The organism is Thalassotalea sp. PS06, assembly GCF_007197775.1.
In the GTDB taxonomy this organism is placed as follows: Bacteria; Pseudomonadota; Gammaproteobacteria; order Enterobacterales; family Alteromonadaceae; genus Thalassotalea_A.
The window spans coordinates 2,084,752-2,102,748 of record NZ_CP041638.1 but is presented as its reverse complement, the minus strand read 5'-3'; the positions used below and the strand labels follow the sequence as shown (position 1 = coordinate 2,102,748).

The 17,997-nt window shown below is 43.6% G+C and carries 19 protein-coding genes; 12 read left to right on the top strand and 7 right to left on the bottom strand.

Annotated elements, in window-relative coordinates; genetic code table 11:
* The first annotated feature begins 222 nt into the window (after nucleotides 1-222).
* From pnp to FNC98_RS09355, 4 genes are all read left to right on the top strand, one after another.
* Nucleotides 223-2,343, top strand: coding sequence for a polyribonucleotide nucleotidyltransferase (pnp, locus tag FNC98_RS09370; protein ID WP_221932872.1), 2,121 nt, complete (start codon nucleotides 223-225; stop codon nucleotides 2,341-2,343).
* Nucleotides 2,344-2,441: 98 nt separating this feature from the next.
* Nucleotides 2,442-3,365: a lipoprotein NlpI gene (nlpI, locus tag FNC98_RS09365; protein ID WP_260680331.1), complete on the top strand. Its 924-nt coding sequence runs from the start codon at nucleotides 2,442-2,444 to the stop codon at nucleotides 3,363-3,365.
* Nucleotides 3,366-3,461: 96 nt separating this feature from the next.
* Nucleotides 3,462-4,271 carry a hypothetical protein gene (locus FNC98_RS09360; protein WP_143580980.1) on the top strand — a complete coding sequence of 270 codons (810 nt, stop codon included), beginning with the start codon at nucleotides 3,462-3,464 and terminating at the stop codon, nucleotides 4,269-4,271.
* 89 nt (nucleotides 4,272-4,360) lie between these two features.
* Complete coding sequence (locus tag FNC98_RS09355) at nucleotides 4,361-4,879, top strand: hypothetical protein (protein ID WP_143580979.1); 519 nt, start codon at nucleotides 4,361-4,363, stop codon at nucleotides 4,877-4,879.
* A 22-nt stretch (nucleotides 4,880-4,901) separates the two neighbouring features.
* Here FNC98_RS09355 and FNC98_RS09350 read toward each other — a convergent pair whose 3' ends face one another.
* On the bottom strand, nucleotides 4,902-5,171 hold the full coding sequence (locus FNC98_RS09350) for a hypothetical protein (RefSeq protein ID WP_143580978.1): 270 nt from the start codon (nucleotides 5,169-5,171) through the stop codon (nucleotides 4,902-4,904).
* A gap of 157 nt (nucleotides 5,172-5,328) precedes the next feature.
* Between FNC98_RS09350 and FNC98_RS09345 the strand changes: the two genes are divergently transcribed.
* From FNC98_RS09345 to FNC98_RS09335, 3 genes are read left to right on the top strand one after another with little or no spacing between them, the layout of a single operon-like run.
* Complete coding sequence (locus FNC98_RS09345; RefSeq protein WP_143580977.1) at nucleotides 5,329-7,017, top strand: SufS family cysteine desulfurase; 1,689 nt, start codon at nucleotides 5,329-5,331, stop codon at nucleotides 7,015-7,017.
* Between the two features lie 19 nt (nucleotides 7,018-7,036).
* Complete coding sequence (locus FNC98_RS09340) at nucleotides 7,037-7,741, top strand: aspartate/glutamate racemase family protein (protein ID WP_143580976.1); 705 nt, start codon at nucleotides 7,037-7,039, stop codon at nucleotides 7,739-7,741.
* 10 nt (nucleotides 7,742-7,751) lie between these two features.
* Nucleotides 7,752-8,129 (top strand): VOC family protein, encoded by a 378-nt coding sequence (locus FNC98_RS09335; protein ID WP_185967922.1) that lies wholly within the window; start codon nucleotides 7,752-7,754, stop codon nucleotides 8,127-8,129.
* 32 nt (nucleotides 8,130-8,161) lie between these two features.
* On the opposite strand, the gene FNC98_RS09330 is transcribed toward FNC98_RS09335, so the two are convergent.
* Nucleotides 8,162-9,091 carry an META domain-containing protein gene (locus FNC98_RS09330; protein ID WP_143580974.1) on the bottom strand — a complete coding sequence of 310 codons (930 nt, stop codon included), beginning with the start codon at nucleotides 9,089-9,091 and terminating at the stop codon, nucleotides 8,162-8,164.
* Nucleotides 9,092-9,265: 174 nt separating this feature from the next.
* Between FNC98_RS09330 and FNC98_RS09325 the strand changes: the two genes are divergently transcribed.
* The 5 genes from FNC98_RS09325 (at nucleotide 9,266) to FNC98_RS16805 (ending at nucleotide 12,423) form a co-directional block, all read left to right on the top strand.
* Nucleotides 9,266-10,087, top strand: coding sequence for an ABC transporter permease subunit (locus FNC98_RS09325; RefSeq protein WP_143580973.1), 822 nt, complete (start codon nucleotides 9,266-9,268; stop codon nucleotides 10,085-10,087).
* Nucleotides 10,088-10,099: 12 nt separating this feature from the next.
* Entirely contained in the window at nucleotides 10,100-11,053 is a 954-nt protein-coding gene (locus FNC98_RS09320; protein ID WP_143580972.1) for an ABC transporter ATP-binding protein, read from the top strand.
* 10 nt (nucleotides 11,054-11,063) lie between these two features.
* A complete protein-coding gene (locus tag FNC98_RS09315; RefSeq protein ID WP_143580971.1) occupies nucleotides 11,064-11,558 on the top strand; it encodes a hypothetical protein in 495 nt (164 codons plus the stop codon).
* Between the two features lie 179 nt (nucleotides 11,559-11,737).
* Nucleotides 11,738-12,280, top strand: coding sequence for a protocatechuate 3,4-dioxygenase (locus tag FNC98_RS09310; RefSeq protein WP_143580970.1), 543 nt, complete (start codon nucleotides 11,738-11,740; stop codon nucleotides 12,278-12,280).
* Nucleotides 12,277-12,423, top strand: coding sequence for a hypothetical protein (locus tag FNC98_RS16805; protein WP_185967921.1), 147 nt, complete (start codon nucleotides 12,277-12,279; stop codon nucleotides 12,421-12,423). The genes FNC98_RS09310 and FNC98_RS16805 overlap by 4 nt, the downstream gene beginning before the upstream one ends.
* Nucleotides 12,424-12,453: 30 nt before the next feature.
* Here FNC98_RS16805 and tcdA read toward each other — a convergent pair whose 3' ends face one another.
* The 5 genes from tcdA to FNC98_RS09290 all read right to left on the bottom strand — a co-directional run bounded on the left by tcdA (nucleotide 12,454) and on the right by FNC98_RS09290 (nucleotide 17,896).
* A complete protein-coding gene (gene tcdA / locus FNC98_RS09305; protein ID WP_143580969.1) occupies nucleotides 12,454-13,257 on the bottom strand; it encodes a tRNA cyclic N6-threonylcarbamoyladenosine(37) synthase TcdA in 804 nt (267 codons plus the stop codon).
* Between the two features lie 380 nt (nucleotides 13,258-13,637).
* Entirely contained in the window at nucleotides 13,638-14,726 is a 1,089-nt protein-coding gene (locus FNC98_RS09300; RefSeq protein ID WP_143580968.1) for a hybrid sensor histidine kinase/response regulator, read from the bottom strand.
* A 993-nt stretch (nucleotides 14,727-15,719) separates the two neighbouring features.
* Entirely contained in the window at nucleotides 15,720-15,860 is a 141-nt protein-coding gene (locus tag FNC98_RS16800) for a hypothetical protein (RefSeq protein ID WP_185967920.1), read from the bottom strand.
* A 283-nt stretch (nucleotides 15,861-16,143) separates the two neighbouring features.
* Complete coding sequence (locus tag FNC98_RS09295; protein ID WP_143580967.1) at nucleotides 16,144-16,386, bottom strand: hypothetical protein; 243 nt, start codon at nucleotides 16,384-16,386, stop codon at nucleotides 16,144-16,146.
* 220 nt (nucleotides 16,387-16,606) lie between these two features.
* Entirely contained in the window at nucleotides 16,607-17,896 is a 1,290-nt protein-coding gene (locus FNC98_RS09290) for a citrate synthase (protein WP_143580966.1), read from the bottom strand.
* Nucleotides 17,897-17,997: the final 101 nt, after the last annotated feature.

Here is a 17,997-nt window from a genome sequence, read left to right as displayed (position 1 = left end):
AATATAGAATGACTATATCAATAAAATCTATGTTGTAACTGAACCTCGGCCCTAACTCTGAGTTGTGCACAAACTTAGTGTGATTGGTATTAACCAAATCGACTTTAAACCTTCATTTTCTTTTGCTGGCTTTCACGATTTAAGTGCGTATAATTAGCCTCGAATTAATATATGAAAATACATACCTAATACCAGATGGTATTAAAAGATAAGGAAAAGAAAGTGACTCCGATTACTAAAACATTTGAATTCGGACAGCATAAAGTAACTCTTGAAACTGGAGTTATTGCTCGTCAAGCAACCGCCGCTGTCATGGCAAGCATGGATGATACGAGCGTACTAGTATCAGTTGTTGGTAAAAAAGAAGCCGTTCCTGGCCAGGATTTTTTCCCACTAACTGTTAATTACCAAGAAAAAACTTATGCCGCGGGTAAAATCCCAGGCGGTTTCTTCAAGCGTGAAGGTCGTCCTTCTGAAGAAGAAACACTTACCGCACGATTAATCGATCGCCCAATCCGCCCTCTATTCCCGGAAGGTTTCACAAACGAAGTACAAGTGATTATCACGGTTGTTTCTGCTAACCCAGAAATCGCCCCTGATATCATCTCATTGTTAGGTACTTCTGCGGCTCTTGCTATCTCTGGCATTCCGTTCAGTGGTCCTATCGGTGCGGCTCGCGTTGGTTACATCAACGACAAATACGTATTAAACCCACTTCAGGCTGAGCTTGCTGAAAGTAAACTTGACCTTGTAGTTGCTGGTACTGAATCTGCCGTACTTATGGTTGAATCAGAAGCTGAAGTACTATCTGAAGAAGTGATGCTAGGCGCGGTTGTATATGGCCACGAAGAGTCGCAAAAAGCGATAAACGCGATTAAAGAATTTGCCGCTGAAGTAAACACTCCTGCATGGGAATGGGAAGCGCCAGCGAAGAACGAAGCACTTGTTGCGAAAATCGCTGAATTAGCGACTGCTGATATTACAGAAGCGTACCAAATCACTGAAAAAGCCAAGCGTTATGAAACTATCGGCGAAATCAAATCTAAGGTTATCGAGCAGTTAAATGCCGGTCTTGGCGAAGATGAAACTTTAGATGAAGGCGAAGCAAAAGACCTTATTCACGATCTAGAGAAGAAGATCGTTCGTGAACGTATCACCTCTGGTGCTCCTCGTATCGATGGTCGTGATCCGGAAATGATCCGTGCTCTGGACGTAATGACAGGTGTACTTCCACGTACTCACGGTTCTGCAGTGTTCACCCGTGGTGAAACTCAGGCGCTAGTTACAGCTACCTTAGGTACGCAGCGTGATGCTCAGCGTGTTGAAACCATCCTTGGCGAGAAGACTGACAACTTCATGTTGCACTACAACTTCCCTCCATACTGTGTTGGCGAGACAGGTTTTATCGGTTCTCCTAAGCGTCGTGAAATCGGTCACGGTCGTTTGGCGAAGCGTGGTATCCTGGCTGTTATGCCTACTATCGAAGAATTCCCGTATTCGGTTCGTGTCGTATCGGAAATCACTGAATCAAATGGTTCTTCTTCAATGGCATCTGTATGTGGTACATCTCTGGCCCTTATGGATGCTGGTGTTCCAATTAAAGATTCTGTTGCTGGTATCGCAATGGGTCTGGTTAAAGAAGGCGACAACCACGTTGTACTTTCTGACATCTTAGGTGATGAAGATCACTTGGGTGACATGGACTTTAAAGTTGCTGGTACATCTAATGGTATCACTGCATTGCAGATGGATATCAAGATTGAAGGTATCACCAAAGAAATCATGCAAACGGCTCTTAACCAGGCCAAAGGTGCACGTATCCATATCCTTAGCGTAATGGACGAAGCGATTAACTCACACCGTGACGATATCTCTCAGTTTGCACCACGCATTCACACCATGAAGATCAACTCTGACAAGATCCGTGACGTTATCGGTAAAGGTGGCGCAACTATCCGTCAACTTACTGAAGAAACCGGCACTACGATTGAAATCGAAGACGACGGTACGGTTAAGATTGCAGCTACTGACGGTAAGCAGGCAGAAGATGCAATTAACCGCATTAAAGCTCTAACCGCTGAAATCGAAGTGGGTTCTATCTACACCGGTAAAGTTGTTCGTATCGTTGATTTCGGTGCGTTTGTTAATGTACTTCCAGGTAAAGATGGTCTTGTTCACATCTCTCAGATCTCTGAAGAGCGTGTAAACAACGTGACTGACTTCCTAAGTGAAGGCCAGGAAGTAACCGTTAAAGTTCTTGAAGTAGACCGTCAGGGTCGTGTTCGTCTGAGCATGAAAGAAGCGGTTGAAAAGTCTGAAGAAGCACAAGCTTCAGAAGAGTAACATAACAAACAATTAATTTTGTTAGAAAAAGGGAGCTGTTTAGCTCCCTTTTTTATATAATGTAATGATTATGTTAAAAGTGTTGGGTTAGGTAAATTTTGAATCTTTTTTCTCGTCGCTCAGTAGCTTCGGTTCTATGCTTGCTGCTAGCCATGTCACAAGGTTGTACAACGACGTCAGGTTCTTCGCAGGGAATCTCTAATCTGGTTATTGCCGAACCCATGCCGATTAATCCACAAAGTGAATTAGCGTTAGCTCGACTTTCGGAAATTATTCAGCGTGTTGAAGTTACCGAAGAGCAACGGGCAAAACTGTTTTATGACAGAGGCGTTATTTTCGACAGTGTCGGCTTACGGTCTTTAGCAAGTTTTGATTTCCAGCGAGCCTTACGTTTACAACCTGATCTCGTCGATGCCTATAACTTTATGGGGATTCACCACACGCAGCGTCAGGAATTCAATCTCGCCTATGAAGCTTTCGATTCCGCTATCGAACTTGAGCCACAGCATCAATATGCCTATCTCAATCGAGGCATAGCCCTGTACTATGGCGGCCGCCCGGAAATGGCGGTAGCTGACATCCAAAAATTTCAATTACAGGAACAATTCGACCCATACCGCATGGTCTGGCTTTACCTTGTGGAATATGAAATCGATCCTGAACTTGCGAAAAAGAACCTACAGGACAATTACGATAGCTTGCCCCATAACAGCTGGGCGAATAACATTTTACGCTTGTTTTTGGGCGGTATGAGTGAAGCAGAGTTTATCGATGAATTAACCATAGGTGTAACCAGCAATAAAGAATTAACCGACCGCCTGTGTGAAGGATATTTCTATTTGGGTAAATACAACCAAATCCTGGAATTACCGAATAATTCGGCAAACTATTTTAAACTGGCTCTGGGGACCAACGTGTACGAGTTTATTGAGCATAGATACGCGAAACTCGAGTTAGATTTATTGAATGTAAGCCTGGCTGAACCAGAGGATAGGGCGGAGCAACTTCCTGCTGAGGAATAAGGTTCCAGAGCAATAGGGCAGTGACTTTGGTGTTTACTGTCCTGATGCGTATCTGATAGGCTTGAAACGGTAAAAAAATTTGTCGAGCCACCAGATTTGAAAGTCTTTCTGTCCATCATCTGCAGCATCTTGATTGCCACCCTTGTGGTGGTGTTAAATCCTTGGTTGCTTAATAAACCGGTAGACCTCGCCTTAACGCAATTTCCCAATCAACCTCAATTACGTGATATCGGTGTAAAATTAGACCGTCCAATCGCACTTAAAGCCCGGTTTTATGAACTAGAACCAGGTTCAAAGCCCTGGCTAAAACTCGGGCGAAAGCTAGCTCCTGAGTTCGCTGATGTGTCATTTACTTTATCTCAACACTTTATCAGGACAAACAAACAACATCAGGCAAACTTGTGGTTACAAAAGGCCATTAAACTTGGCTATGGACCTGCCGTTTATGCTCAGGCGTTGGCGTTAATAGATAACAAAGAGTATGAACAAGCTGAAACTCTTATTGAACAGTTGCGAGAACAGCCTGAATTCTATTGGGAGATTCGTCTGCGCCTGGCGCTGGCGCAAGAGAATGGTCGGGATGTCTTAGAAGCATATAAACAGCTATCAAAACAAAATTCCAATCACCCTATAATTAATCAAGTGCAGCGATTTGCAATAATTCAGTATTGGCAAAGCACGGTCAATTCCGCATCCGTTATCACTAACAAAAATATTGAAAGCGATTCGAGGGGGAGTCGTTTAGCCGCAGGAAAACAAGTCTGTAATACCAGCGTTGGATTTTACGCAGGGGATCTTGAAGCATTGCAACGCGCTGAATTACTTATCGACGAGGTAAGACAACAAGTTTTTTTGATAATGAATTTTGTTTTTCAAAGCCACAATACATTCCAGAAACAAAACTAGGGTGTCGGGTTCATGAATCAGCAAGAATTGTTTGTCAGCCACAACAAATCATCGCAACCATCGAGGCTGAGCGAAACGATTATATTGGTGTGATTACTGACAAAGGCAATGCAAATGTAAACCATGGCATCTTGTATTTAGACGGTGCTGATGATGCGGCGATTCTCAAACATGAACTGATGCATTTGATTGGTTTTATTGATGAGTATCCGTTACCTGCTAATCATCAGGTGTGTCAGGTAAATGAATTAACAGCGGTAGCAAAGAATATTGTCGTCGATAGCCTGCCAAGGACTTTTTTCAGCAGTGAGCAACAGGCACGAGCTTTGGTGCTTGCAAAGCTTCCCTGGGGCTCGTTAATCAAGAACACCACGCCGATAACGAAGATAGAGGCGGGTAAGCGGGTATTGGGCACGCCAGAGGCATTTTCCGATGAGGTAGGGGTGTTTGCCTCTCAAACCTGCGATAAGCAAAATCGCATGAGTTACAAACCGCAACAAGCTTGGGGCTTGCTACGTTACAACAGTCTGCAACTATCTGAAGTGTATCAAAGAATTCATGCACTCAATCCGGGACGCTTTGCCATGCAAAGACCTCCAGTCATTTAGAGCTACAAATCCTGATAACGAATTAGTCGTTGATAACGTATTTCTCGCCGACCAGATCGGAATCGATCCTGTCGGAGATGTCGGTTACCACCGATACGGAATCCGCAGGCTTTGCTTCGTTACTTAAAGTCGCAGGCTGAGTCAGTCGGACTTTGGCAACAGGCCACATGGATTTACCACGTTTATTTAGTGGTATGAGGTTATCCTTAGACAACCGATTCCCTGTGCTAGCATTGTTTGAATCACTGATTTGTGTGGTTTTATTTTGATTGAACCAGGAAAAAATCGTCATTGTTATGTCTCTAGCTTGTTTACACTATTAGTTATAGACCTGTATCGGGCTTTTTGCTGATTAATGTGTAAAAAATCCTGATTAGTTGCCAAGAAAATTGATCTTCTTGGGGTATAATTTGCAACCAAGTAAAAAACTGGGTTTTTAATGTATCAATATGAGTGATTTTTCTCTGCCAGAATTCCGTCAACAATTTCCTATCCTTCAGGAGCTTATCCATGGCAAATCGCTTATTTACTTTGACAATGCAGCCACGACACAAAAACCATTGCCGGTGTTACAAGCGGTTACGACACAACTCAAGTTAACTAACGCAAATGTTCATCGCGGTGCCCATCATTTAAGTGCGAAAGCGACGACTTTATATGAAACCGCCCGGGAAAAAGTCGCTGCTTTTATCAAGGCTCCCAGTAAAGAACAAATCATCTGGACTAAAGGCACAACAGAGGCGATTAATTTACTTTCTTCCTCGTTAGCATCGGGAATTCTTCCAGGAGATGAAATCGCAATATCTGTGGCAGAGCACCACGCCAATATCGTCCCCTGGCAGCAATTGGCTCTTCGAAAAAAAGCTAAGTTAGTCGTTCTTCCGATCGATGAGCAGGGCCGAATCGATGAAGATAAAGCGCTGTCGATGATTAATGAAAAAACTAAGTTACTTTGCATTAATCACGCATCCAACGTACTTGGTAAGCTAAATCCTGTCGAGCTGTTATTCAGTAAGGCTAAACAGGTAAATGCATTGACCGTATTGGATGCCGCGCAAACCATTGCCCATGTGCCAATCGATGTTCAGCGATTAGATTTGGACTTTATGGTGTTCTCTGCCCATAAAATGTTTGGTCCTGCAGGTTTAGGCGTACTTTATGGGCGCAAATCTCTGCTAGAGTCGATGCCGCCCTATCAATACGGTGGTGAAATGATCAAACATGTTAGCTTTGAACGCACCGAATTTAACGAACTACCCCATAAGTTTGAAGCGGGAACGCCAAATATCACCGGGGTTATTGCGATGGCTGCCTGTATTGATTTTTTGCAATCTAAAGCGTACCAACAAAGCCTGAAATTTGAGAAAAAACTTGTGGAATACGCCTGGCAACAACTCAATACTATCGAAGATATTCAATGGTTAGTGAAGGGCTGTCCAGATTTACCTATCTTTAGTTTTACTTTGGCATCGGAGCACCATCAGGATCTGGCCGCTTTCCTTGATTCACAAGGTGTTGCGGTTCGAAGTGGTCATCACTGTGCAATGCCGCTAATGCAATACTTTAACATTCCAGGCTCGGTCCGTATATCTTTGGCGCCATACAATACGTTTGAAGAAGTAGACTTTGTCTCCGAGGCTATTCGTCAATTTATCGCCGGAGAAAGCAGTGCGGATGAATTTTCTGAAGAACTTGCCAATGCTCTTGCCATTAGTGGCAGTGAACTCACCGAGAACAAAAGTTGGCAGGATATCAAAGCAAAATTTGCAGCGGCTAAAGGCTGGGATGCCAAACATCGTGAAATCATGCTGCTCGGCAAAGCGTTACCGCGAATGGCGAAGTCTGAGCGCAGTGAGCAAACATTAATTGCAGGTTGTGAGAGCGAAGCCTGGTTAAAGGTTGAAAATCATCAGCAGGGCACACTAACCTTTATTGCCGATAGTGATGCCAGAGTTATTCGCGGGTTATTAAACATTATCCTTACCTTAGTAAATGGGCAGAAATCAGAACAGATACTGAATCTTGATTTTGAACCTGTATTTGAAGAGCTTGGGCTGATGCAGCATCTGAGTCCATCAAGGGGGAATGGCTTGTTGGCAATCGTAAAACGCATTAAACAATTGGCTGCGAAGTCATAATCAGGAAAGGATGTTTTTTATGAAAACCATCGGTTTGATTGGCGGTATGAGCTGGGAATCAACTCGCAGCTACTATGAAAATATCAATCGCTTAGTGAATCAGAAGCTAGGCGGGTTTCACAGCGCTAAAATTGTCATGGTCAGTGTTGATTTTGCTGAGATTGAAGCATTGCAACAAAGTGGTGATTGGCAAACAGCAGGCCAGTTATTAGCCAATTGTGCCAAACAGCTAGAGGCGGCCGGTGCCGAGGTGTTTTTGATCTGCACCAACACCATGCATTTGGTAGCGGAGCAGGTTGAGGCTGCGGTTTCGATTCCTATGCTCCATATTGCCGATGTAACTGGCGAATACTTGCAGCAGCTAAGCCACAAAAAATCGGGGCTGTTGGGCACACGATTTACCATGGAACAGGATTTTTATAAGCAACGCATACAGGATAAGTTCTCCATTGCAATGCTGATACCCGATAATGAAGACAGACAAAGTGTCCATGACATTATTTATCAGGAATTGGTGCAAGGAGAGATCAACAGCGATTCTCGAGAGGTTTACCTGGCGATTATCGACAAGCTTGCCGCCCAGGGCGCACAATCTGTTGTTTTAGGTTGTACTGAAATTGGTTTATTAGTGAAACAGACGGATACGGAGCTTCCTTTGCTCGATACCGCTGCGTTGCATTGTCAGGCCGCTGTTGATTATGCTTTAAGCTCAAAAAGCAAATAGGAAGATAAACGTGACGAAAATTAAAAAAATTGGTCAAATAGCCATAGCGGTTTCAGATCTAAAAACTTCACTTAGTTTCTATGTTGGCATTCTAGGTTTAGAGCTGTTGTTTGAAGTGCCACCGAAAATGGCATTTTTACAAGCCGGAGATACAAGGTTGATGGTTACGGAATTGCAGGGAAATGAGCAGGATCATAAAACATCGACAGTTTACTATCAGGTTGACGATATCGATGCGTATTGGCATGAATTGAGTATGCATGACGTTACAATTGAGCAGGCACCGCAACTGACGGCGAAAATGCCAGATCATGAACTCTGGCTGGGGTTTGTCAGAGATCCAGACGGAAACTTGCTATCGATTATGGCAGAAAAGCCTCTGAGCTAATCCGCCGTTCTAAAAACCTTAGGCCATTATCCCTAGTCAGAATTATCCGGAGCCTGAGGTTTTTCTTCATACCTTAGTAACTCATTTTTGTTTTCATCCAGCAATAGCAGTTGCTGTTCATCGCGTTGGTAATATCTGACCTTTTGTAGGGTATCCAGATATTTTTGTTCCATATTCATAATATTTTCCGGGCAAGCCATGCGAGTTGATATCAACCCCCCAAGACTCAGCCTAAAGCCGTCCACCTGATATGACCCATTAAATAGATTACACCCAGAATTACCGCCAATACGTTGCTCACTGTCATCAATGGTCAGATTGCTTTGAGCTTCACTCACTTTGATAGTGGTTTTATTACCAAGCATTTCGACCAATAGCCATTGCGAGCTGTTTAGTGGCAAATTGCTTAGTTTAGAGGCATCTTTGCCAACGACAGCAGCCCCCAGAGGTTCGCTATCGGTTCCATTATTTTCATTGTTTTCGGGAATAGGCTCTGGTGCAGAAACGGCCTGAACCATTACCCGAACAGGTTTGCCATCTTCAGAAAATGCCGGTGTTGACTGCATATTGATAAACCGCAGACGCTCACCTTCCATCACTCTTACGCGAAGGGTATATCGGCCCTGTTCCTGAAGTCGGTTGTCATCATATTCCAACTCGAAAGGCCAGGGTGGCATACCCGGGTTATTCAATGATGTACTGGCGATTACCGTAGCCGCTACATCCATTTTTGCCGTGTCCTCTAAGTAAATTTCTACATTAATATCATCGGCAAGGATAATTCTTTCCCGATACCAAATTTCCCCGCGTAATGTCCGCATTGCCTGGGGGGCTGCTTCGGTTTTTATTTCATCTTCAGCAGGTGCACCATTGGATTCTGGTGAAGGTGCCGGTTTGCAGCCGCTGATAAAAGCGCTCAAGACCAGTGCGGAGATAAGAAAACGGCAGGAATTAACAATCATCGGTTTGTGCCTTGTAGCTAGAGAAAACCCCTTAAGTTTAATACCAATCTACCTGCCGGAAAATGCTCGGGCGACAATTTATTTAAAAGTGAGGTTTTTAGGCCATATTGAAATGAAACAGCTATTTACAAATCAAGGCTTAACAGTGGCCACTGCATCTTCTATGATGGCAATATGAAAGTTTATGATTTAAATCGAATTTTGCATGTCTGCATACATGAGTGGCGGCGTGTTTTCGTTACCGGCTCGGGTCGACTTACGCTGCTTACCTTCTTTGGTGCCTGGGTATTGCTGTTCCATTATCCGATAAGAACAGCGATTGATTTGATATCCAACACCGGTGATGCCGCGATCATGCGGGGTATTCTTGGCGATTTGGGGTTTCAACAATTACTTCAATGGCCGGTTGCTGAACTGTCAGTGTTCTGGTTTGCCGCTATGGTACTGCTGCCATTTACCTGCGTATTGTTATCCAGCGATCAATTTGCCAGTGATCGGCAGCGAGGTACGGTAAAGTTTTATCTGATGCGTACCCGACGGTCTGAATTCTTAATCGGTCGTTTTCTCGGTTATGCAACATTTTTTACTGCGCTGGTTTTTGCACTCGTCGTTATTACCCTGACATACAGCACGTTGCGCGAGCCGGATTCTTTAACAGCAGCAATTGACCAGGGGGTAGACACCTTTATTTTCCTGGTACTATGGCTATTGCCTTTCATTGCTTTGACCAACTTTCTCAATGTCCTTATGCCTTCCGGCAAAAAGGTTATTCTGGTACTGATACTCATGTATATGGTACTGCCGCTTATTGATTATCTATTCGCTTCCAAACTACAGATAAATCTCAATACATCATGGTTGTTACCAGGTCTAGGAATTTTCGCTACTATGGGGGATCAGGGACCAGCGCTGGAGAAACTCGGCCAGCCCCTGTATTTGGTTGGGGTCTATATTCTAGCGTCGTTAATCTGTTTTCGAATTCGTTCTTTAAGCTGAGGATAAGTGGTGATGGATACGGTACTGAGTTTAAAAAACGTTTCTAAGGCCTACGGCGCCCATAAAGTGCTGGATAATGTCAGTGTCGATATTACAGCGGGAGAGCCGGTAGCTCTGGTTGGCGCCAATGGCGCCGGTAAAACTACCATGTTTTCGATTATCTGTGGCTTTTTGAAGGCAGATAGTGGTGAGGTTAATGTATTGGGGCAGGCCGTCTCAAGTTATCGGCATTTGTCCCGTTTATCTGCATTGATTCAGGACGCAGAGTTCGATCCGGATTTTTCTATTGAACGACAGTTAATTCTTTATGCTAAATTGCAAGGAATGGCGGGCAAAAAGGCACGTATGGATGTTAGTCGGGTTTTAGAGCTAACCGGCCTTGAAGGTTATGCAAAGCAAAAAAGTCAGGTTCTTTCCCATGGGATGAAAAAGCGTTTGGCGATCGCTCAAGGCTTACTGGGCTCTCCAGAGGTGATTCTTCTCGATGAACCGACTGCAGGTTTAGATCCTGATTACGCCAGACAAATCTCTAACATACTCGTTGATATCAAAGAGCTTGCGACACTGATTATCAGCTCCCATCAGTTGGAGCAGTTGCAGCGAATATGCCCACGAGTGATGTTCTTAAGAGATGGCAATATCAAGCTATCAGAGAATTTTAATCAACCTGCTGAAAATCGATCTGTCAGTGGTGCGGTGAAAATTGCTACTAGCGACAATGTACTGACGCTGACACTGCGTTGCTCTGATCAAATTCCGGGGTTAATCAATAAAATAAAAGCATTGCCCGCGGTGCAAGATGTGGATGCCACCCAAAGACACGAGTTCCAGATTATGTATCGAGGCGGCTCTGAACCTTATCAGCTGGAACAGGCGTTATTGGCGTTATTTGCGCAAAATCACTGGCATTATGAGCAATTGATAAATGGGGTAACGCTGGAAAATCAGTGGTTTTCTCAGGAATAAAATTAATTCGATGAAAGTCATAATAAAACTTCTAGTCTGTTTTTGGTTCATTCCTGCAGTGGCAAGTGCTGGGGATATGGCGTCCGGTGATACTCGATATTCCACAGATTTCTCCAACGAATTTAAAAAGCATCAACTTACAAAGGCGGATAAAGACTGGGTTGAGTCTCTTATTAATGCATTTTCATATTCGGGCAAGGTTGTTCACTTTGTTAGAACCGATCTCATCCTCTACAAACGAGGAGAAGCGGTAGCCGGAAGGATTTACCAATCGTTGGAATATCCTGACCTGTATTATATTGCCGAGGGGGACGTATTGTTTGATCTTAACCAAGGCACGATGACATCACCGGGTACGGGAGGATTCTCAATGCATTCGCCGTCATCCAAGGATTTTATCGTGAGTCTGAACTTTCAAAAGGGCGTTCCATTTTCTTATTTTTCTCACTTTAATATCGGTTACAACAAGGTTTGGTGGTGGGCCGATGAGGTCACACGAATCTAAGGTTTGCCCCCAATCGTTTGTGTTCTCTGCGCTCTTGTTCTAAACCTATAATACCAATCCCATTAAATGATTGCTCACTCAGTGATAATTTAAAGGCTTTTAAGCAAGGCTTTGATTGCAGAGAATGGTCATTCCATTGTCAAAATCATATAAGCCTGTATTTAGTGGAGTTAGCAGTTATGACTCTGAAGCGACCTTCCTGGCTTCGCCGCCGTTTCTTAAAACTCAGCGCTCTTGGCGCCACGAGTTTGTTATTTGCTGCGCACACGCGCTCTGCAGAAAACAGTAATTTCAATCCAACCCCGGAGCAAACCGAGGGGCCATTTTTTCCAAATTCTAGTCAAAAGGACATGGACCTGGACTTAACCTATATCCAGGGACACGATAAAAGAGCTGAAGGGCAGTTTATTAAAGTGTCTGGCAGAATTGTCGATCAATATGGGGTGCCGGTAAAACAAGCGTTAATTGATGTCTGGCAGGCCAATAGTTTTGGTAAGTATCATCATGAACGGGATTTACGCCGAGTGAAAGTTGATGAGAATTTCCAGGGATGGGGCACCGTGCAAACCGATGACAATGGCTTTTATCACTTTCGCTCTGTCAAACCGGGGCCTTATCCTGCAGATGGTAAATGGATGCGACCGCCACACATTCATTTTAAAGTGGCCAAACGTGGTTATCGGGAGCTGACCACACAAATGTATTTTCTGAGGAACCGTTGAATCAGCGAGATTTATTGTTGCTTGAATTAAGTGAGCAAGAGCAAAAACAACTGATTGTCGATTTTAAAGCGGATAAACAACGCCGGTTTTTAAATGGCAATTTTGATATCGTGCTAAGTAAAATTAGTGAGCAAAGTACCTGAATTATTATTCAGGGATTTGCTTAAAAAGGCTTAAGCAGATTCAGCGAGTTTACGAGCTTTCGCGTTTAAAAACTTATCGATAGCTTTACTTACCGCAAAGAATGCAAAGCTTGCCGTTACATGGGTGATAGCACCAAAACCGCTGCGGCAATCTAATCGCATCGAATCGGCGTTATCCGGTTTTGCCAAACACACTTCCCCTTCGTTATCCGGGTAGGTCAATTGCTCGGTTGAAAATACCGCGTCTATGCCAAACTTACGCTTAGTATTCCGGGAGAAATTATACTGGCGGCGCAATTGATTTTTCACTTTTGCCAACAGTGGATCCTGATAAGTTTTGCTTAAGTCACTGATACAAATCTGGGTCGGATCTAGCTGCCCACCAGCGCCACCTATGGTGATTAACGGGATCTTATGTCGTTTACAATAAGCGATCAGGGCGCTTTTAACCTGAACCGAGTCGATGGCATCGATAACGTAATCAAGACCAGGATGCAGAAGTTCAGACAGGTTTTCCATGGTAATGAAGTCTTCAACTTCATTGACGTTACAATCAGGGTTGATTTGACGAACTCGCTCGGCCATGGTTTCCACTTTACTTTCACCAACGGTGTCCGTTAATGCGTGGATCTGACGGTTGATATTGGTCGTACAGATATCATCTAGATCGATCAGCGTGAGGGTGCCAATACCGGTTCTAGCTAGTGATTCAACCGCCCACGAGCCAACACCACCGATACCGATGACACAAAAGTGAGCATTTTGAATATGTTGAAACGCGCTTTTGCCATAAAGGCGTTCGATTCCGCCAAAGCGCAATTGTGTATCTGACATGTTATTTTCACGGTCGAGTTAAAATCGCCGGCATTATACCAATTCCATTGAGTTTTTGCACAACTCAGAGTTAGGGCAGAGGTTCAGTTACAACATAGATTTTATTGATATAGTCATTCTATATTAATGAAATATAGGGCAGTAAATGGGCCTCTGATAAACTCCCTCTGGGTGAGTTTTAAAGGCGTTTATCCTGCGTTATTGATTCTGGCTGATTTCGAAAATGATCCAACCGTTCTCTACAATTAAAGCATTGCCTAAAAGCCTTTAAATTCTCACTGAGTGGGAAATCACTTAGTGGACTTGGTATTACACCAATTGCAACTTCAAGGCTCAATAACGGAAACACTCTAATAACAAATATGAAAGGGGACTAGGGGTTAGTATTTTGGCAATTCAACGACAAATCGCGTTTTTTGATTGTCGATAACATCAAAATGGATTCGACCATTTTGCGCTTCGGTCATCAATTTCGCAGAATAGGCACCGAGCCCTGAACCCCTGACAAGGTTGGATGTGGCGTACTTCTCAAAAATGGTATCTCGCAAATCTTCAGGGATCGCGCCCTGATTTTCGATACGGATACTTACCATTTCTTCCTGTTCTGTTACTTCAATGTTGATGGTCTGATTATCCGGCGAAGCCTCTACAGCATTTTTGAGTAGATTATTGACGATAGATAAACACAACAGCTCCTCTGCCAGAGCGTATAAATCGTCTTGCTTTTGGATAAGTTTGATGGTGATATTTTTCGGCTTGGACAGGTAACGGACAGATTTGATGGCGCGGTTGATAGTGTGCTTTAAATCCACCATATCCGGATCCAGCGGGTAAGTACCATTTTCTATCTTAAAGATATCCAAAGAGTTATTGATCATGTTGAGTAAATTGGTAACCGATTCCTCAATGGAATTGGAGACGCTCTTGTCATCAATCTTATTTAATTCGAACAAGATAACACCTAACGGACCTTTTAAATCATGATGGGTCAAACGTTCGATATCCTCACGTAACCTGGCATTCTCTTCTAAAGTTGTGACCTGACTTTTTAAAAGCTTTCTAGTTTGATGCAGTTGCACATGGGTTTTGACCCGAGCCGAGAGCACATCGGGCTGCAATGGTTTGGTGATGTAATCAACTGCGCCGAGTTTGAAACCCTGGGTAATATCCTCGACCTGAGATTTTGCAGTGAGAAAAATGATTGGAATATCGGCAGTGGTTTGATCATTTTTAAGCTGACGGCACAGCTCAAAGCCATTGATATTAGGCATCATGATATCGAGTAATATCAGGTCAATATTGCTATCGGCCTTAATTATCTTTAAGGCTGTTGTTGCATTGGTTGCGGCTTTTATCCGGTAATCCGGGCGCAGGACGCTAGAGGCCAGATCAATATTGCCCGGCTCGTCGTCGACAATCAGGATAACTGGCACAGCTACATGGCTATCAGGTTTTTTATCACCATTCACTAATGCATTCTGCTCAAAAGGTTGATTCGATATAAGTTTAGCTTAATAACCAAAACACAATAAAGCGATAAATAACAGCTGTTTGATCTATAAAAGTCATCGAATCAGATGGTCTGTTCAAGGCTTTTCTCTATTATTTATTACCAATAAAACGGCTTAATAAACGTTTGCTGAATAATCATTCATCAATTGTTGAGCTGTTTGACTAAGAAAGTTTGAGATTATTTCGAAATACCGTCGAAAAATTTTGTCGAGTTTTACTAAAAATGTCGCACGACATGACTCTTTTTGACAAGTTATTGTCCAATAAATGGTGATTTTCCCAAGAAAATTAACGGAGGAGGAGGAAAATATAGGGCTTTACTGTATGTTTCTTATACGAAAAATCCACAGGCTAGTTGTTTAAATTCTAACCACAGAGAGATAAAGAGAGAATTTCCGTCATTTTTAGCTGAATTTTGGTTAATTCGCACCTTTCGCCGTTAAGGCATGCACCGGAAACAGGATAAAAATATACTCCATCTATCGATGTATCCTATGGCGATAGTAGTTAAAAGCTGCAAGATTCTGAATAGAATCAGGAGAGTTTCGTTCTTTTAGATTCCGGATCGGAGTCCGGAATGACGTTGAGCGTTCGGATTCGGCTGTTAGCATGGTAATAACGTTTGGCATACCAGAGTCGTCCGGTATCTCTCGGAATGGAATTGCATTGAAAACTAAGATTTCGGCTCTTGGACCGAATGACGATTGGCGGCTTAATTTACGCCTCTTTCAGTTAAATTCACCTTTGAATTTACCCAAATTTACCGAATCCAACCCGAATAATTAGTACTAGAAACCTTTTGATATCGACTTTTTGGCAAAAACTAGCTCGATTTTGACGCCTACTTTTATCGAAATGCCAACGTACAAACAGAAGGACCACCGAGATTTGTCTCACAGTGTCGCCGGCCATCCCTGGCCAAACCTTTCAAACAACATCATCAACTCCCGTCATTTCCAGCCACGACTGGAAATCAGAGCCTTGGCAAAGTCGAAGATCTCCTTTTTCAAGGAGATGACGTTGTTAGGGTCTTTTTCGTTATTCGAATGGGTACTTGGCTTTTCATCCATGTCCTTGTGCATTTTCGGCATATAGGCCATCCCTGCCAAAACCGAAAATTGCTCCTCGATAACTTCTCCTCGATAACTGCTCCTCGATAACTGCTCCTGCGTTATTCTAACTACATACATCCTTGTATTAGTGCGTTATTCTAGCTACATACATCCTTGTATTAGTGCGTTATTCTAACTACATACCTCCATGTATTAGTGCATTTCGGCATATAGGCCATCCCTGGCAAAACCGAAAATTGCTCCTCGATAACTGCTCCTCGATAACTACTCCTGCGTTATTCTAGCTACATACATCCTTGTATTAGTGCGTTATTCTAACTACATACCTCCATGTATTAGTGCATTTCGGCATATAGGCCATCCCTGCCAAAACCGAAAATTGCTCCTGCATTTTCGGCATATAGGCCATCCCTGCCAAAACCGAAAATTGCTCCTGCATTTTCGGCATATAGGCCATCCCTGGCAAAACCGAAAATTGCTCCTGCATTTTCGGCATATAGGCCATCCCTGGCAAAACCGAAAATTGCTCCTGCATTTTCGGCATATAGGCCATCCCTGGCCAAATCCTTCAAAACGCGTTCTGTTTTGACTCCACCCTCAAAGCGTTTGCTGCTTTGACTCCACCCTCAAAGCGTTTGCTGCTTTGACTCCACCCTCAAAGCGTTTTCTGTTTTGACTCCACCTTTAAAACGCCTTCTGTTTTGACTCCTCCAAAAACAAAAAAGGCAACCCGAAGGCTGCCTTTTTGAAAAAACTGCGTTTGATTACTTGTGCGAATCAAGCGGGGTGAATTCTTTGTTCAATTCACCAGTGTAGTTCTGACGAGGACGACCAATTTTCTGACCTGGTTGAGTCAGCATTTCGTCCCAGTGTGAACACCAGCCAACAGTACGTGATAATGCGAAGATCACAGTGAACATGCTGGTTGGAATACCGATAGCTTTTAGAATGATACCTGAGTAGAAGTCTACGTTCGGGTAAAGTTTCTTCTCAATGAAGTACGGGTCTTCAAGCGCTACTTTTTCAAGCGCCATCGCTACGTCTAATAGTGGATCTTCTACACCTAGCTCGTTAAGAACTTCGTGACAGGTTTCACGCATTACGGTTGCGCGAGGGTCGAAGTTCTTGTAAACACGGTGACCGAAGCCCATTAGACGGAATGGGTCGTTCTTGTCTTTCGCACGAGCGACGAACTCATCTACGCGAGAAACATCACCGATTTTTTCAAGCATGTTCAGACATGCTTCGTTAGCACCACCGTGAGCTGGCCCCCACAAAGATGCAACACCAGCCGCGATACAGGCATACGGGTTAGCACCAGAAGAACCCGCTAAACGTACAGTCGACGTTGAAGCATTTTGTTCGTGGTCAGCGTGAAGGATGAAGATACGGTCCATAGCGCGAGCTAAGGTTGGGCTGACTTTGTACTCTTCAGCAGGAACAGAGAACATCATGTGTAAGAAGTTTTCTGCGTAAGATAAATCATTACGAGGATAAACGAACGGCTGACCGATGCTGTACTTATAAGCCATAGCAGCAATGGTTGGCATCTTAGCAACTAACCGATGTGCACAACGCAAGCGCTTGGCGCGATCAGCAATATCAAGGTCGTCGTGATAGAAAGAGGATAGGGCGCCTACAACACCACAAAGCATTGCCATTGGGTGAGCGTCAGGGCGGAATCCCTGGAAGAAGTGTGCTAACTGCTCATGAACCATGGTGTGGTTGGTGATGATGTTAACGAAATCGTTGTACTCTTCCTGGCTGGGGGCTTTGCCGTTTAACAGGATATAACAAACTTCCAGATAGTCGGCTTTCTTTGCCAAATCGTCGATAGCGTAACCGCGGTGTTGAAGAACACCTTTAGCGCCATCGATGAAAGTGATTTCAGATTCACAGGAGGCAGTTGCTAAAAAGCCAGGATCGTAGGTGAAATAGCCTTTGCTTCCCAGAGTACGGATGTCGATAACGTCATTACCTGCGGTTCCAGAAAGAATTGGTAACTCCGCAATCTCTTTACCATCGACGCTCAGAGTGGCTTTAGATTCAGCCATAAAAATATCCTCTAAATTTTAGTTAGATTTTTAATTTTCCGAATTTGACTAGTTTGGGTTAATACGAAATCGGCGTTTCGTAAGTTTAGCTCCAACCCAAA

Bases quoted from the DNA above. Each gene is read 5' to 3' on its own strand.
- FNC98_RS09350 (WP_143580978.1), bottom strand. From the start codon at position 5,171: ATGACGATTTTTTCCTGGTTCAATCAAAATAAAACCACACAAATCAGT.
- FNC98_RS09345 (WP_143580977.1), top strand. From the start codon at position 5,329: ATGAGTGATTTTTCTCTGCCAGAATTCCGTCAACAATTTCCTATCCTT.
- FNC98_RS09340 (WP_143580976.1), top strand. From the start codon at position 7,037: ATGAAAACCATCGGTTTGATTGGCGGTATGAGCTGGGAATCAACTCGC.
- FNC98_RS09330 (WP_143580974.1), bottom strand. From the start codon at position 9,091: ATGATTGTTAATTCCTGCCGTTTTCTTATCTCCGCACTGGTCTTGAGC.
- FNC98_RS09325 (WP_143580973.1), top strand. From the start codon at position 9,266: ATGAAAGTTTATGATTTAAATCGAATTTTGCATGTCTGCATACATGAG.
- FNC98_RS09320 (WP_143580972.1), top strand. From the start codon at position 10,100: ATGGATACGGTACTGAGTTTAAAAAACGTTTCTAAGGCCTACGGCGCC.
- FNC98_RS09315 (WP_143580971.1), top strand. From the start codon at position 11,064: ATGAAAGTCATAATAAAACTTCTAGTCTGTTTTTGGTTCATTCCTGCA.
- FNC98_RS09310 (WP_143580970.1), top strand. From the start codon at position 11,738: ATGACTCTGAAGCGACCTTCCTGGCTTCGCCGCCGTTTCTTAAAACTC.
- tcdA (WP_143580969.1), bottom strand. From the start codon at position 13,257: ATGTCAGATACACAATTGCGCTTTGGCGGAATCGAACGCCTTTATGGC.
- FNC98_RS16800 (WP_185967920.1), bottom strand. From the start codon at position 15,860: ATGCCGAAAATGCACAAGGACATGGATGAAAAGCCAAGTACCCATTCG.
- FNC98_RS09295 (WP_143580967.1), bottom strand. From the start codon at position 16,386: ATGCCGAAAATGCAGGAGCAATTTTCGGTTTTGCCAGGGATGGCCTAT.
- FNC98_RS09290 (WP_143580966.1), bottom strand. From the start codon at position 17,896: ATGGCTGAATCTAAAGCCACTCTGAGCGTCGATGGTAAAGAGATTGCG.